Annotated in this window: 10 protein-coding genes; 3 read left to right on the plus strand and 7 right to left on the minus strand. The window is 56.8% G+C overall.

From position 1 onward, the window contains the following. Nucleotides 1–154 precede the first annotated feature (154 nt). From Q3V30_RS01375 to Q3V30_RS01390, 4 genes are all read right to left on the minus strand, one after another. Entirely contained in the window at nt 155–1,261 is a 1,107-nt protein-coding gene (locus Q3V30_RS01375; protein WP_306209761.1) for an AI-2E family transporter, read from the minus strand. Between the two features lie 62 nt (nt 1,262–1,323). Beyond that, nucleotides 1,324–2,991, minus strand: a complete 1,668-nt coding sequence (locus tag Q3V30_RS01380; RefSeq protein WP_428979230.1) for an ABC transporter permease — start codon at nt 2,989–2,991, stop codon at nt 1,324–1,326. Nucleotides 2,992–3,030: 39 nt separating this feature from the next. Further along, nucleotides 3,031–4,005, minus strand: coding sequence for an ABC transporter substrate-binding protein (locus tag Q3V30_RS01385; protein ID WP_306209763.1), 975 nt, complete (start codon nt 4,003–4,005; stop codon nt 3,031–3,033). Next, on the minus strand, nt 4,002–4,706 hold the full coding sequence (locus Q3V30_RS01390; protein WP_306209765.1) for an ABC transporter ATP-binding protein: 705 nt from the start codon (nt 4,704–4,706) through the stop codon (nt 4,002–4,004). The genes Q3V30_RS01385 and Q3V30_RS01390 overlap by 4 nt, the downstream gene beginning before the upstream one ends. Before the next feature lie 246 nt (nt 4,707–4,952). On the opposite strand from Q3V30_RS01390, the gene Q3V30_RS01395 reads away from it, so the two are divergent. Continuing rightward, the gene (locus Q3V30_RS01395) at nt 4,953–6,173 is read left to right on the plus strand and encodes an MFS transporter (RefSeq protein WP_306209767.1); all 1,221 of its coding nucleotides are present in this window, start codon (nt 4,953–4,955) and stop codon (nt 6,171–6,173) included. A gap of 58 nt (nt 6,174–6,231) precedes the next feature. On the opposite strand, the gene Q3V30_RS01400 is transcribed toward Q3V30_RS01395, so the two are convergent. Then, nucleotides 6,232–7,047, minus strand: a complete 816-nt coding sequence (locus tag Q3V30_RS01400; protein WP_306209769.1) for a TIM barrel protein — start codon at nt 7,045–7,047, stop codon at nt 6,232–6,234. Between the two features lie 475 nt (nt 7,048–7,522). Here Q3V30_RS01400 and Q3V30_RS01405 point away from each other — a divergent pair, with 475 nt between their 5' ends. Together Q3V30_RS01405 and iolB are read left to right on the plus strand one after the other, a co-directional pair. Continuing rightward, complete coding sequence (locus Q3V30_RS01405) at nt 7,523–9,028, plus strand: CoA-acylating methylmalonate-semialdehyde dehydrogenase (RefSeq protein WP_306209771.1); 1,506 nt, start codon at nt 7,523–7,525, stop codon at nt 9,026–9,028. 22 nt (nt 9,029–9,050) lie between these two features. Next, nucleotides 9,051–9,869 (plus strand): 5-deoxy-glucuronate isomerase, encoded by an 819-nt coding sequence (iolB, locus tag Q3V30_RS01410; RefSeq protein ID WP_306209773.1) that lies wholly within the window; start codon nt 9,051–9,053, stop codon nt 9,867–9,869. 56 nt (nt 9,870–9,925) lie between these two features. On the opposite strand, the gene Q3V30_RS01415 is transcribed toward iolB, so the two are convergent. Together Q3V30_RS01415 and Q3V30_RS01420 are read right to left on the minus strand one after the other, a co-directional pair. Next, the gene (locus Q3V30_RS01415; protein ID WP_306209775.1) at nt 9,926–10,768 is read right to left on the minus strand and encodes a MurR/RpiR family transcriptional regulator; all 843 of its coding nucleotides are present in this window, start codon (nt 10,766–10,768) and stop codon (nt 9,926–9,928) included. 349 nt (nt 10,769–11,117) lie between these two features. After that, a complete protein-coding gene (locus tag Q3V30_RS01420) occupies nt 11,118–13,037 on the minus strand; it encodes a bifunctional 5-dehydro-2-deoxygluconokinase/5-dehydro-2-deoxyphosphogluconate aldolase (protein WP_306209777.1) in 1,920 nt (639 codons plus the stop codon). Nucleotides 13,038–13,493: the final 456 nt, after the last annotated feature.

A 13,493-nucleotide genomic window follows, 5' to 3' on the forward strand; every position in this document is an offset into this window, starting at 1 on the left:
AACGTAAGCAGGAGGGCAATCGGGCCGCTCAGTATCGCCCGGGCCATTGTTGAAGGCGATACTCAGCAAGCCAAAGCGTGAAGGGGGTCCTGTTCTCTCTGCCGGTGAAGGGCTGGTGACAGTAGCTGGTCACCCGGTTGTGGCAACGGGCGGCTTACCTTCTGCCTATCTTTATCTTGTTTTCAGGGCTCTGATCGATGGTGGTTTTCTGCACGCGCAAGCGCTTTACTTTAGGCCTGCCGTTCCCCAGCAGGATCGCCAGCTTACTGCCCCCAGGCGTGGTTTCCATCAGGATCTTACAGACGCTGGTCAACGGCACCGACAGCAGCATCCCCACCGGCCCCAGCAGCCAGCCCCAGAAAATCAGCGACAGGAACACCACCAGGCTGGAAAGGCCCAGCCCTTTGCCCATCACTCTGGGTTCAAGCATATTGCCGAACACCGTATGGATGGCAATAAACAGGGTTCCGACCAGCGCTGCCTCATAAACACTGTTCAGCAGCAGCGCCTGAATCAAAGGAGGGATCCCGGCAATAACCGGGCCGATATTGGGAATGTAGTTAAGGATAAAGGCCACCACGCCCCAGAGCAGGGCAAACTTGACATCCAGCAGCAGCAACGCCAGCCAGACCGAAGCACCAGTTATCAGGCTGATCAACGTTTTAAGCGCCAGGTAATGGGTGACACCTTTCAGCGCCTTGTGCAGTCCGGCGATGCGAATTTTAGGGTTCACCAGTGCAAAGCGGAGTTTATAAGGCAAGTGGTGGACTTCAAACAGCATAAAGACCACGGTCATCAACAGCAGCACGATATTGGTCATCGCTCCCGAGAACTGGCTCAGCACGGTGGTCGCCATGTTCATCATGGCGTTAGGATCGAGCCGTTCCGCCATCCGGTCGGTGGAGAGATTGATATTAAACGTGGCGGCAAAATGCTGAACGATGCCGAGCTTATGCTCGAGCTGGCTGCGGATCTGTGGATAAATATCGCTGAATTCGTTTGCTGCCCCGGCCACCATCGCCACCAGCAGAGCAAAACAGATGAGCACGCCGCTCATCACCAGACCTATCGCCAGCCCGCGTCTGACGCCCCGGCGCATCAGAATAGTGACTAACGGATTCAGTACAATAGCCAGAAACATGGCCAGCAAAAAGGGCACCATAATGTCCGAGGCGGCTTTGATGCCCGCGAGGATCACCACCAGCATCGCCATCTTTAACAGCATGTTCTGCCCGATCTTTTCCTGCTGTAGTTCGCTCATTCCCATTCCAGTTCAGCTTCAGATGCGTAAGTTTAGCGCTTTTAAGCAGTAAATCGCTGATTTTAAGAAAGGTCGGAAGCTTTTTCCTGGCGCCGCATCAATCCAATCGCTGCCAGCATCAGTACCAGGCTGAGGGTCATGGCAATGCTGGCCATAGCCATGCCCTGACCAATCGAGCCTTGTTCAAACTGGCGCCAGATAAATACGGCCACCGTCTGCGTGCCTGCGGGCGCCAGCAGCAGTGAGGTCACCAGCTCGCGGGAGGCGATGGCAAAGACCATTAACATCGCCGCCAGCAGGCTGGGAAACACCAGCGGCAAAATAATGTGCCGTAACGCCTGCAGGGAACTTGCCCCGTGGACGCGAGCCGCAGGCTCCAGATTGCCGCCAATCTGCTTCAGGGCGCTGCTGACATAGCGTACCGGCCAGGGCAGCAGAAGACAGCAGTAGGAGAGCAGTAAAATCACCCAGCTGTTATAGGGAGAAACCGGCCAGAAAGCGCGGTTCCACAGCAGGATCAGCCCCACGCCCACCACCACACCTGGCAAGGCGGCGGGCAGGAGCGAGAGGGCATCAATCACCTTCGCGCCGCGCATTTTCCCCTCCACGACCAGCCAGGCGACAAAGAACCCCAGCACGCCGGTAATGGCGGCGGCCCCGAGCGCCAGAGCCATGCTGGTGGAGAGGGCGGATAACGCTTCGCTCTGCTGTGCAAAAAGCGCGGAGAAGTGGCGCAGCGTCAGGTTGTCTGCATGCAGCCCGCCAGAGAGGGTGGACATTACGGCGGTAACGATCAGCGAGCAGAGCGGCATCGCCACTACCAGCAGTGACACCACAGTAAATAACACCATCACCGGAAGCGTCCACGCGCCGAGTAAAACCGGGCTGCTCTGGGCGGGCTTGCCGGTAATAGCGGTGACTTCTTTACTGCCGGTGAGCTGCTTTTGCAGGGCAAACGCAGAGAGCGCAATCAACACCAACAGCACGGAAAGCAGCGAGGCACCGGGAAGATCGATCGGCCAGTCCGCCAGCCGCTGCTCAATGCCCACGGTCAGCATCACCACGCCTGCGCGAGGTCCAAGCGCGGCGGGCACCCCAAACTCTTCAATCGCCAGCGTAAAGGCCAGCAAAACACCTGCCGCCAGCGCGGGCAGCGCCATCGGTAACGAAATATGCCAGAACGCGCGCCACGCTGAAGCGCCATGCACCCGGGCAACCGTTGCCAGCCGCTGACCGCTGGCCAGCATGCTGCGGGAGACGGCAAAGTAGACAACGGGAAAAATGTTCAGCGTCATGATCAGCATGATGCCCGTCTGGCTGAACAGCAGGTTATTCAGGTTGCTCCCGCTCAGCTGCTGCACATAACCATTCTGCTGCAGCGCCAGCATCCAGCTCAGGGCGGCAATATAGGGTGGGGTGAGGAACGGGATCAGCAGCATCAGATCCCAGAAGCGCGCCAGCGGAAGATGGAATAACCCGCGAAGCGCCCCTAAAGGAATGCCGAGCAGCGCGCTGCATAAGGCCACGCCTGCCCCTGTTTTCAGCGTGCCTGCCAGCAGAGCAGGCAGCGCCGGATCTGTTATCAGGGCTGGAAGGGTGGAGAACGCTCCCGTCAGCGAGCCTTCGCTCAGCGCGGGAAAAAGCGCCTGCAGCAAAATAAACAGCAGCGGCAGCGCCACCAGAACCGATAACAGAGCCAGGGTAATCAGCGGCATCAGGCGCAGTTTCACAGGCGAATTTCCCGGTCGGAGGATAAACCCCACGGCAGATTAAGGCCGGGCAAAGAGTTTACCAAAGCGTTGCAGAACTTCAGCCCGATCGCTGCTGCCATCGCCTGCAGAGGGCAGCAGTTTCAGATCGCTGAGCAGGGGACGTTTGGCGCCAATATCTGAACGCGCGGGCATCAACCATGCGCTGGCGACCAGCTCCTGGCCCTCCGGCGACAGCACGTAGTCGACAAAGGCTTTAGCCTCTGCCGCATGCTGAGTGGTTTTCAGGATCATCATCGGGCGCGGTGCCACCACCGTGCCGCTGGCAGGGAAGATGACCTTGATCGCTTCGCCATCCTGAATGCTGCCGTAAGAAACGTAATCCACCGCACCGAATACGGCAGCCTTTGCTCCCTGTAACACCGGGGTCAGCGCCTGCGCATTGGGGCCGCCGATCGCCATGCCGTTAGCCTTCAGCTTCTCAAACAGCTGCCAGGCTTGTTCGCCCATGCCGTTTTGCAGACCAATCAGCAGATCCAGAGAAGCGCCGGAAAGCGCAGGATCGGGCGTGGTAACTTTATCCTTAAAATCGGGCGTGGTGAGATCGCGCCACTCTTTCGGCTCCGGCGTGCCGCTTTTGGTGTTCCAGACGATACCCAGCGCAGAGATACCCTGCGCTACGTAGAAATCCGTTTTAAGGAAATCGGGAACTTTGGCCGCGTTGGCGCTCTGATAAGGCAGCAGCCAGCCGCGCTGCTGCAGCTCTTCAGCGGTATCCCAGGAGGCGGAAATCAGCACGTCGGCCAGCGGATTGGCCTGTTCAGCCTCCAGCCTCGCCATCACTTTGCCGGTGGTAGCCTGGAAAATATTGACCTTAGTCCCGCTCTGTTTTTCATAACCCGCAGCGAGTTTTTTTGCCAGCGTGCCGGGTCCGGCGGTGTAGACCGTCAGCGCGTTGGCGTCTTTTATCATCATGGCGGAAGTGAAAATCATCGCAACGATGGCTCCTGTTTTTTTAGTCAAAATGGATTTCATGCTGTTTCCCCGGAGAGTGGCGTCACGGTCTGGACAGAGGTGACGGAACCTTGTGATAAGTGAACGATGCGGCTGGCAAGCATCTCTGCCTCGCTGCGGTCGTGCGTGACGTAAACGGCGGTGGTGCCGAGCTGGCGCAGCAGGCTGCTCATTTCACGGCACAAGGATTCACGCAAGTCGCGGTCGAGGTTTGAGAGCGGCTCATCAAACAGCAGAATGCCCGGCTCGGCGATAATCGCGCGGGCCAGGGCAACACGCTGCTGCTGGCCGCCAGAAAGGTCTGCCGGACGGCGTAGCGCAAAGTTGGCGAGCCCAACCCGTTCAAGGGCGATCATCGTTTTAGTCAGCCGCTCGGCAGTGTTCACGCGGCGCATCAGCAGGGGAAAACCCACATTCTGCGCCACGGTCATGTGGGGCCACAGCGCATAGTCCTGAAATACCATGCCGATATCGCGCTGCTCCGGCGGCAGGGCGCTTTTCGCACTGGCGATCAGGCGGTTACCGAAGTGGATCTCACCTTGCTGCGGCTGCAACAGGCCCGCCAGCAATTTAAGCAGGGTACTTTTTCCACAGCCGGAAGGGCCAAGCAGCGCCACGGTAGTGCCGCTTTCGACTCTCAGGTCGAGCTGCTGCAGTACGGTGTGAGTGCCAAAAGCGTAGCGAACGCCTTTCAGCTCTATGGTGGTGGGAGCGCGCGTCATAAGGCGGCCTTGTGAGGAAACAGGCACGGCCCCGCCAGCCGGAGCGGACGGTTCGCGCTCTCCCTGGGGGAAATCAGGAGAGCCATCAGTTTATCCTCTTTGGGATTTCATTAAGGCGGCAGTATAAGAGCGCTATGTGACGGATTTATGGCGGCAATTATCCCGAAGAGGCGAACGGGGATGAGAGAAAGCCGAAAAGCAGGGTATAGTTAACTCTCCCTTTTTGTTAACCGGTTCACGATTCCCATGTCTGAGCAACCTGCGGCAGAACCTGCTCAAAGCGGTTTACGCCTTAATTTGCGCATCATTTCCGTGGTGATATTTAATTTTGCCAGTTACCTGACCATCGGCCTGCCGCTGGCCGTTTTACCCGGCTATGTACATGATGTGATGGGCTACAGCGCCTTCTGGGCAGGGCTGGTGGTCAGCCTGCAATATTTCGCCACGCTGCTTAGCCGTCCTCACGCCGGTCGGTTTGCCGACCTGTGGGGGCCGAAAAAAGTGGTGGTCTTTGGGCTGTGCGGCTGTTTTCTCAGCGGGATCTGTTATGCGCTGGCGGCCTTTGGCGCCAGCCTGCCGGTGTTGAGCCTGGTGATGCTCTGCCTTGGACGGGTGATCCTGGGGATCGGGCAAAGTTTTACCGGGACAGGCTCTACCCTGTGGGGCGTTGGCGTGGTGGGGTCGCTGCATATTGGCCGCGTGATCTCCTGGAACGGCATCTTCACTTATGGCGCCATGGCTATCGGTGCTCCGCTGGGCGTGGGGATTTATCGCTGGGGCGGACTGCTGCTGCTCGCAGGCATCATTATCGCCATTGCCCTGATTGCGATTCTCTTTGCGCTTCCCCGCCCCACGGTGAAAAGCAGCAAAGGTAAACAGCTGCCGTTCCGCGCCGTGCTGGGCAAGGTGTGGGGTTATGGCGTTCTGCTGGCGATGGGGTCGGCAGGATTCGGGGTGATTGCCACCTTTATCACGCTATTTTATCAGGCCAAAGGGTGGGAAGGCGCCGCCTGGGCATTGACGCTTTTCAGCGGTGCTTTTGTCGGAACCCGCCTGCTCTTCCCCAATGCGATTAACCGACACGGCGGGCTTAGCGTCGCGCTGGTCTGCTTTGCGGTAGAGGCGGTGGGCCTGTTTCTGGTCTGGGGGGCGGTCGATCCCTGGATGGCGAAACTGGGCGCATTCCTGACCGGGGCGGGCTTCTCGCTGGTGTTTCCGGCCATCGGCGTGGTGGCGGTTAAAGCCGTACCGCCACAGAATCAGGGCAGCGCGCTGGCGGCCTATACCACCTTTATGGATCTCTCTTTAGGGATAACCGGCCCTCTGGCCGGGTTTGCCATGAGCTATCTGGGAGTGCCGGTGATCTATCTGCTTAGCGGGCTGCTGGTCTGCGTGGCGATAGTGCTGACGGTCCGCCTGAAACGGACGCTGCGACGGCAAAAAGAGGCGCTGGGGGAACTCTCCTGAAAAGGCGGCAGGCGCCGCCAAAGTGACACGGATAAGCCGGGGAACTACACCGCCCCGGTTAATCCTGCAGGAAAGCGATACTGCGGCGGATCTCCTGCTCAATATCTTCCGCTGTCCAGTTCTCCATCACCGAAGAGAAGGGTTCAAAGGCGTAGACGCCCCGGTAACCCATCCGCTCCAGACGCTGTACCTGGGTGGCCGTATTCAGCAGGTCACCCTCTGTCAGCATGATCCGTTCTTCATCCGTGAGTTCGCTGGTTGGACGGCTGTCTTCCACGCCGGAAAGGTGGACCAGCCCGATCGCCTTGATATCGATCCCCTTTTCAAATTCCTCTTCAGCATTTTCATACAGATGATGATGGAAGGTATCCAGTAACAGGCGGAAAGGGAGATTGGCCTCACGGATCAGCTTCTGTGCTTTAACCGCGGAGCGCAGCGAGCTGACCTGGAAGCCCAGCGGCTCTACCAGCCCTTCAATCCCATAGCGGGCAAACAGCGGGGCCAGCGTTTTCAGGGCAGCAAGCGTCTCCTCCTCGGAAACTGGCGTACCGTCGTTCAGCGGGCAGAGCACCAGCGCTTTGGCACCCACTCCCTGAGCATCCTTCAGCAATCCTTCCGTCTTCGCCAGCAGCGCTTCATTTATCTGATTAAAGGGGTAAACGGCATTGATGGTGGCAATTTCCAGCCCATAGCGCAGCGCCAGGGCCTTCACTTCCGCATGCGTGAGATTATCCGTCACGCTGCCTCCGCGCATATCGTTGCGCAGTTCGACTTTAGTCAGGCCGAGCTTATGCACCAGCTGGAAAAATTGTTCGATAGTGAGACCGGGGGCAATTTTTCGGTTAATACAGAAACGGGTGGGATCAATAGCCATTTTACTGCTCCTGCAAGTGGAGAAAGAAAGGATCGTTAAGCCGCGAGGCTCGCCATACAGGCGGCGTTCTCAGGTTATGGCGTATAAAAGAACATTTATTTCATGATTGGTGAATTATGAAATTTAAATTTTTGGATCGTCCTCGCAAAATTTCGTTTTATTGCGCTCTTTAACGGGCCCAGGCGGTTGATTTGTGAGCCATATCGCAACGCCATACAGAGAACGGGTGCTGATTTATAAAAGGTCGAAAGCCGCAGCCACCTTGCGCTAAGCCCTTTTTCTTTCTGTTGTGATCATGCAGGCGTGACTGTAGCGCCCCGACAGAGAAAAATGCGATCTGCTCCGCTAAAAATGAATTTTCTAAAGTGAATTATTTGAAAAATTTGTTCCAATATAATAGTGTCGTAGCACGCATTCGGGATTTCTCCGGTCAGGCCACGGCCTGCAGGAATACTCACATTAAAGAGGCCAGAACATGACTATCGTAGGAAACTTTATTGGCGGAAAAACATCTCTGAGCGCCAGCAATGAAACCATTCCGGTTTACGATCCGGCGAGCGGCAAACCAGTGCGCGAGCTGACGCAAAGCAGCGCAGAGGAAGTAACAAAAGCGATTGAAGTGGCGCATAACGCTTTTGATGCGTGGTCCCGCACCTCGCCGCTGCGCCGCGCGCGCGTTATGTTCAATTTTAAAACGCTGATGGAAGCGCACCGTGAAGAGCTGGCTGCGCTGATTGTCAGCGAGCACGGTAAAGTCTGGTCTGACGCGCTGGGGGAACTGACCCGCGGCATCGAGGTGATTGAATATGCCTGCGGTATCCCTCACCTGATCAAAGGTGAAAACTCTGCTGACGTGGCAACCGGCGTGGACAGCTATTCCCTGATGCAGCCGCTGGGCGTGGTGGCCGGGATTACCCCATTCAACTTCCCGGCCATGGTGCCACTATGGATGTTCCCGATCGCGCTGGCCTGCGGCAACACATTTGTGCTGAAGCCGCCGGCGCTGGATCCTTCAGCCTCAGTACGTATGGCAGAACTGCTGACCGAAGCGGGCCTGCCGGATGGCGTATTCAACGTTATCCACTGTTCTAACGAAGATGCAGAGCAGCTCTATACCGATCCGCGCGTGCAGGCCGTGAGCTTTGTTGGCTCTTCCGGCGTGGCGGAGCACATCTATAAAACCGCCAGCGCCCACGGTAAGCGTGTTCAGGCTTTTGGCGCGGCAAAAAATCACGCCATTGTGATGCCGGATGCTGATCTGGAAAGCACCGTAAACGCCATCATGGGCGGCGCGTTTGGCTCCGCTGGGGAACGCTGCATGGCGCTGCCGGTGGTGGTCGCGGTTGGCGATGATACCGCAGATAAATTAGTGGCCGCCCTGACGCCGCTGGTTAAAGCCCTGCGCGTCGGGCCTGGCATAAAGAAAGGCAGCGAAGAGAACGAAATGGGGCCGGTTGTCTCTGCCGCGCACCAGAAAAAAGTGCTGGGTTACATCGACCAGGGCGAGCAGGAAGGCGCGAAGCTGATGGTGGATGGTCGTCACTGCCAGGTGGAAGGCTATAGCGAAGGCTACTACGTTGGCGGCACGCTGTTCGATAACGTCACAGCTGATATGGTTATCTGGCGTGAAGAGATCTTTGGACCAGTGCTCAGCATCATGCGCGCACCAGACTATGCCACGGCCCTGAAGCTGGTCAACAGCCATGAATTTGGCAACGGCAGCGCCATCTTCACCAGCAATGGTCACACCGGGCGTGATTTTGTGCGTGAAGTGCAGGCCGGGATGGTTGGCGTAAACGTGCCGGTGCCGGTACCGATGGCTTTCCACAGCTTTGGCGGCTGGAAGCGCTCCGTCTTTGGCGCCCTGAACGTGCACGGGCCAGACGGCGTGCGTTTCTATACCCGCATGAAAACTGCCACCGTGCGCTGGCCGAGCGGTCAGAAAACCGTTTCAGAGTTCAGCATGCCAACGCTGGGTTAATCCACGAGCAGGGGAAAGCAGAATGTCATTGCTTAACAAAGTAAAGCAACCGGATGCGCAAGGGCGCATCCAGCATGTTACTCCCAGTAGCGCGAGCTGGCGCTACGTGGGCTTTGATGCTTACCAGCTGGAAAAAGGGCAGACGCTGCAGCTGGAGAGTGGTGATAGAGAGCTCTGTCTGGTGCTGGTAGCGGGGCTGGCTTCGGTGAAAACGCTGCACGCGGAGTTCCCCGGCATCGGCAAGCGCATGTCTCCTTTTGAGCGCACGCCGCCTTATTCCGTCTACGTGCCAAATCACGACAAGGTTGAAGTTTACGCGGAGTCGGATCTGGAGCTGGCCGTGTGTAACGCGCCGGGGAAAGGGACGCTACCCGCCAGGCTGATTACCCCTGCCGACGTGGGCGTGGAGCAGCGTGGCAAAGGCCGCAACAGGCGGCTGGTGCACAATATTCTGCCTGACGACAAGCCAGCGGACAGCCTGCTGGTGGTGGAAGTCTATACCGATGAAGGGGATACCAGCTCCTACCCCAGCCATAAACACGATCGGGAAGACTCAGAGTCGGAAACCTATCTGGAAGAGACCTATTACCACCGCTTCAATCCGGAACAGGGTTTTGCCATGCAGCGCGTCTATACGGACGATCGCTCGCTGGATGAGTGCATGGCCGTCTACAACCGCGATGTGGTCACCGTTCCGCGTGGCTACCACCCGGTTGCGACTATTGCCGGCTACGATAATTATTATCTGAACGTGATGGCAGGGCCGGTAAGATTATGGAAGTTTAGCTGGGAGAAAGATCACGCCTGGATTAACAGCGAGGCGTATCCGCGCGAAAAATAGTCCCGGAAAAATGAAACGAGTCAGCAAAAAACGGGTGGAATTTTCCACCCGTTTTTTTATGCTTTTCCGACATTGTTCAGCGCCAGCGAAACGGCCAGCGTCTGGGCAAGACAGAGGGAAGCAACCTGCGAACGGAAACCATCCACCTGCGCTTCACGCACCACAAAGCAGACGTCGCTGAAGGCCGCAAGCGGGCTGACCTGACTGTCGGTGATGGCAATCAGGTGCGCACCACGCTTGGCACCCAGCTCAACCAGCTCTACCGCTTCCCGCGCATACGGCGAGTAGCTGATGGCAATCACCACGTCCCTGGGGTTCACCATGCTTAACTGCTCGGTGAACATGCCGCCGAGACCATCGATCAGAAAGGCGCGGCGCTCCAGGTGGCGCAGCGCATAGGTCAGATAAGAAGCGACGCTGAAAGAGCGGCGCAGACCAATCACGTAGATATTTTCCGCCTCATTAAGCAGCTCTACCGCTTTATTCAACTGCTCAGGATTGGTCTGCATCGCCAGCTGCTGCAGCGCCTGCGAGTTTACCATAGTGAACACGTTAAGAATTTCAGCCGGGTTTTCAGGCGGCGTGGCCGACTCGTCCGTTGAGGTCTGGCGGAACAGGCGCGCGCGTTCGGTATAATTCACCGTCTCTTCCATCAGATGCTGACGGAAAACCTGTTTCATCTCGTTGAAGCCGCTGAAGCCAAAGGCGTTAGAGAAGCGGATCAGCGTGGAGGGCGGCACGTCAGCCTGTTGTGCAATGGAGGCCACGGTGTCAAAAGCGATGCTGTTGCTGTTGTCGAGAATATAGCGAGCAACCTGTTTCAGGCGCTTACTCAAAGTATCATAGCGACGACGGATGTCGTCCTGTAACAGGGAAAGCTGCGTCGGATTATTGGTCATTACTTCGGCTCACCAGATAAAATAAGTCATCTTCTTCTGGTCGATATTCTATCAGATGAACAAAAAATTTCACTTGCTAACGAAAAACAGGGGATCTATTTCATCGGGTTATGAAACGAATCACAGATTGAAGGGGTAAAAAGGCGCGCCAGAGGTATTTTTAGTTCGCGTTGTGAAATAAGAACATCAGGCGGATCGGAAACGGGAGGGGATCATGGCGGCTAACAGAGTGCAGAGGGAAAGAGAAAGCCCGTTCAGGGTCAGCATCCTTGCCGACCATTTCTTCAGGCTTTTGTCCTGTAAGGGTGGGCTTCATAAAAGTTCATGACAGCCCTTCATCCCCGGAGGTTTACTTTACCGGACGCACTTCACGCCAGTAGCCGATCAGCTGATGATAATTGCTTTTCACCTGCGCGATAAGCGCCTCATCATCCAGTTCACCCTGCAACCACTGGCGCGAAGGCTGCCCGAAGATGGTACGACCCACGGCAAACCCTTTTACCCACGGCGCTTTGGCGGCATCGGCAAAACCTGCTTTCAGCTTCTCTTCCGGCGCGTCCAGACCCAGGATCAGGATGCCACGACAGTGGGGATCCTGCTGCTCGATCAGCCCGCTAATCGCCTCCCAGCTCTCAAGCTTAAGCGGCGGCAGCTTCCACCAGTCGGGCTGAATACCCAACGAATAGAAGTGCGTCAGAATATCGAGATAGTAAGACTCCTCCCTGTCCGGGTTGCTCTCCGGCAGGATCACTTCCAGCAGCAGTTCGTGGCCCGTTTTGTTACAGCCGTTCCAGACCTCCAGCACCAGCTCATCCTGCTCTTTACGCAGTTCGGCGCTGTCATGGGGATGATAGAAGACCAGGCACTTCACCACGTGCTCCTGCGGCCAGTCAACTAACTGGGAACCGATACTGCCGTGCTCAAGACGCAGCGGACGGGAGCTGGGCAGCTCAATTGGACGACCAATCCACCACCCTTTGCCGGTAATGGCGTTCAGTGCTGGCTGACCGTAAGTGGTGTCGGCCAGAATGCCACTACGGCTCTCCAGGCCCGCTTCTGCTGCCGCTTCTTCCGCAGCCCGCAGCAGCAGCAGCTTGAGTTCAGGCAGACGGGAGGGATCCACACCCGCTTCACTGGCCATATCCAACAGCTGCTTACGGTGATCAAAGGCGAAGACGCACAGCTCCGGCCACTGCTGCTTGCGCGTGGTGACGCGGTGGAGATGGTTGAGCCGTTTGTCCAGATCGGGGCGTTTCACTTCGTCAGCGCGGCTCAGGAAATCATCCAGCTCCGCTTTGGTTGGCATTGCCGGGGCGCAGCCGTGGCGTGAAACCACCAGCGCGCCGCAGGCGTTGGCATAGCGGCATGCCTGTTCCCAGCTCTCATCATTCAGCCAGCCACGCAGCAGGCCGGACATAAAGGCATCGCCCGCGCCGAGCACGTTCAGCACCTCAACGCGCACACCGCTCTGCAATTTAGTCTGTTCCCAGCTCGTCGGGATCTCACCTTCCAGTACCACACAGCCCATCGGACCACGTTTGCACACCAGCGTAGCTTTGGTCGCCTGCCGGACATTTTTCAGTGCGGTAAGCGTATCCGTGCTACCCCCGGCGATATGAAACTCCTCTTCCGTTCCCACCACCAGATCGAAATAGTGCAGCACTTCCTGCAGCTGCTGGGTAACATGCTGTGACTCCACGAAACGCGTTTCACCATCTCCCAGCGAAGTCAGGCCCCACAGCACTGGACGATAATCGATATCCAGCGCCGTGCGTAAGCCGTTGTTACGTGCAATATCCAGCGCTTTCAGCACCGCCGCGCGGGTATCAGGATGGGAGAGATGCGTGCCGGTAACGGCCACGGCTCGGGAGGAGGTAATGTACTCTTCTTTAATATCCTCCGGAGTCAGCCCCATGTCCGCACAATTATCGCGGTAGAACACCAGCGGGAAGGTATCCTGATCTTTGATCCCCAGGATCACCAGACCGGTCAGACGGGTTTTATCGGTAATCAGGCATTCGGTGTCGGCACCTACACGCTGCAACTCTTCGCGCAGAAAACGCCCCATATGCTCATCACCCACGCGTGCCAGCATACCGGACTTCAGGCCCTGAATTGCCGTGCCGTAAGCCACGTTGCCGGAGGATCCGCCCAGATACTTGGCGAACGTGCTCATATCTTCAAGGCGGGCGCCAATTTGCTGGCCATAAAGGTCAACGGCAATGCGCCCGATACAAATCACATCAAGCCGCTTCTGTTGTGTACTCATACCTGTTTTTTCCTTCTGTGATGTGCCGCGCTTCTCCAGCGGACTCGCCTGAGCGTGACGCCCGGATTTGATATGCGAATCAGTATGGGGAATAAATATTTCAACTTCAACACAAAATGAAACTAATACCCCAAAAGTGTGAGGTGGATAAAACTCTGCTGCAACGGAGCGGATACGATCAAATTTCGCCCTGGTTTCAGCGGAATTGGGCAGTGTGAGCCACCTCGCAAACCCTGAATGGCAGAATCACAAACTCGTTGAAGTGAAACATAATTTTCTCTCTCTGCACTAACTCTTCTCTGGTGTTCCAAAATGCCGGGCGCCAACACCCGGCTCAAAGCGGTTTAACGGCATAATTTGATCTCACTCGCAAAATGAAATGTTTCTTCTGTAATTGTGTTTAGTGAAAAAAATATTTGTTTATAATCGCCTCACGTTTCACTTACAGCCGTCGCC

The sequence above is a fragment of the Erwinia pyri genome (assembly GCF_030758455.1).
GTDB lineage: Bacteria > Pseudomonadota > Gammaproteobacteria > Enterobacterales > Enterobacteriaceae > Erwinia > Erwinia pyri.

Excerpts from the sequence above, each read along its gene's own strand:
- Q3V30_RS01405 (WP_306209771.1), top strand. The coding sequence starts at position 7,523 with ATGACTATCGTAGGAAACTTTATTGGCGGAAAAACATCTCTGAGCGCC.
- Q3V30_RS01400 (WP_306209769.1), bottom strand. The coding sequence starts at position 7,047 with ATGGCTATTGATCCCACCCGTTTCTGTATTAACCGAAAAATTGCCCCC.
- Q3V30_RS01415 (WP_306209775.1), bottom strand. The coding sequence starts at position 10,768 with ATGACCAATAATCCGACGCAGCTTTCCCTGTTACAGGACGACATCCGT.
- Q3V30_RS01385 (WP_306209763.1), bottom strand. The coding sequence starts at position 4,005 with ATGAAATCCATTTTGACTAAAAAAACAGGAGCCATCGTTGCGATGATT.
- Q3V30_RS01375 (WP_306209761.1), bottom strand. The coding sequence starts at position 1,261 with ATGAGCGAACTACAGCAGGAAAAGATCGGGCAGAACATGCTGTTAAAG.
- Q3V30_RS01420 (WP_306209777.1), bottom strand. The coding sequence starts at position 13,037 with ATGAGTACACAACAGAAGCGGCTTGATGTGATTTGTATCGGGCGCATT.
- iolB (WP_306209773.1), top strand. The coding sequence starts at position 9,051 with ATGTCATTGCTTAACAAAGTAAAGCAACCGGATGCGCAAGGGCGCATC.
- Q3V30_RS01390 (WP_306209765.1), bottom strand. The coding sequence starts at position 4,706 with ATGACGCGCGCTCCCACCACCATAGAGCTGAAAGGCGTTCGCTACGCT.
- Q3V30_RS01395 (WP_306209767.1), top strand. The coding sequence starts at position 4,953 with ATGTCTGAGCAACCTGCGGCAGAACCTGCTCAAAGCGGTTTACGCCTT.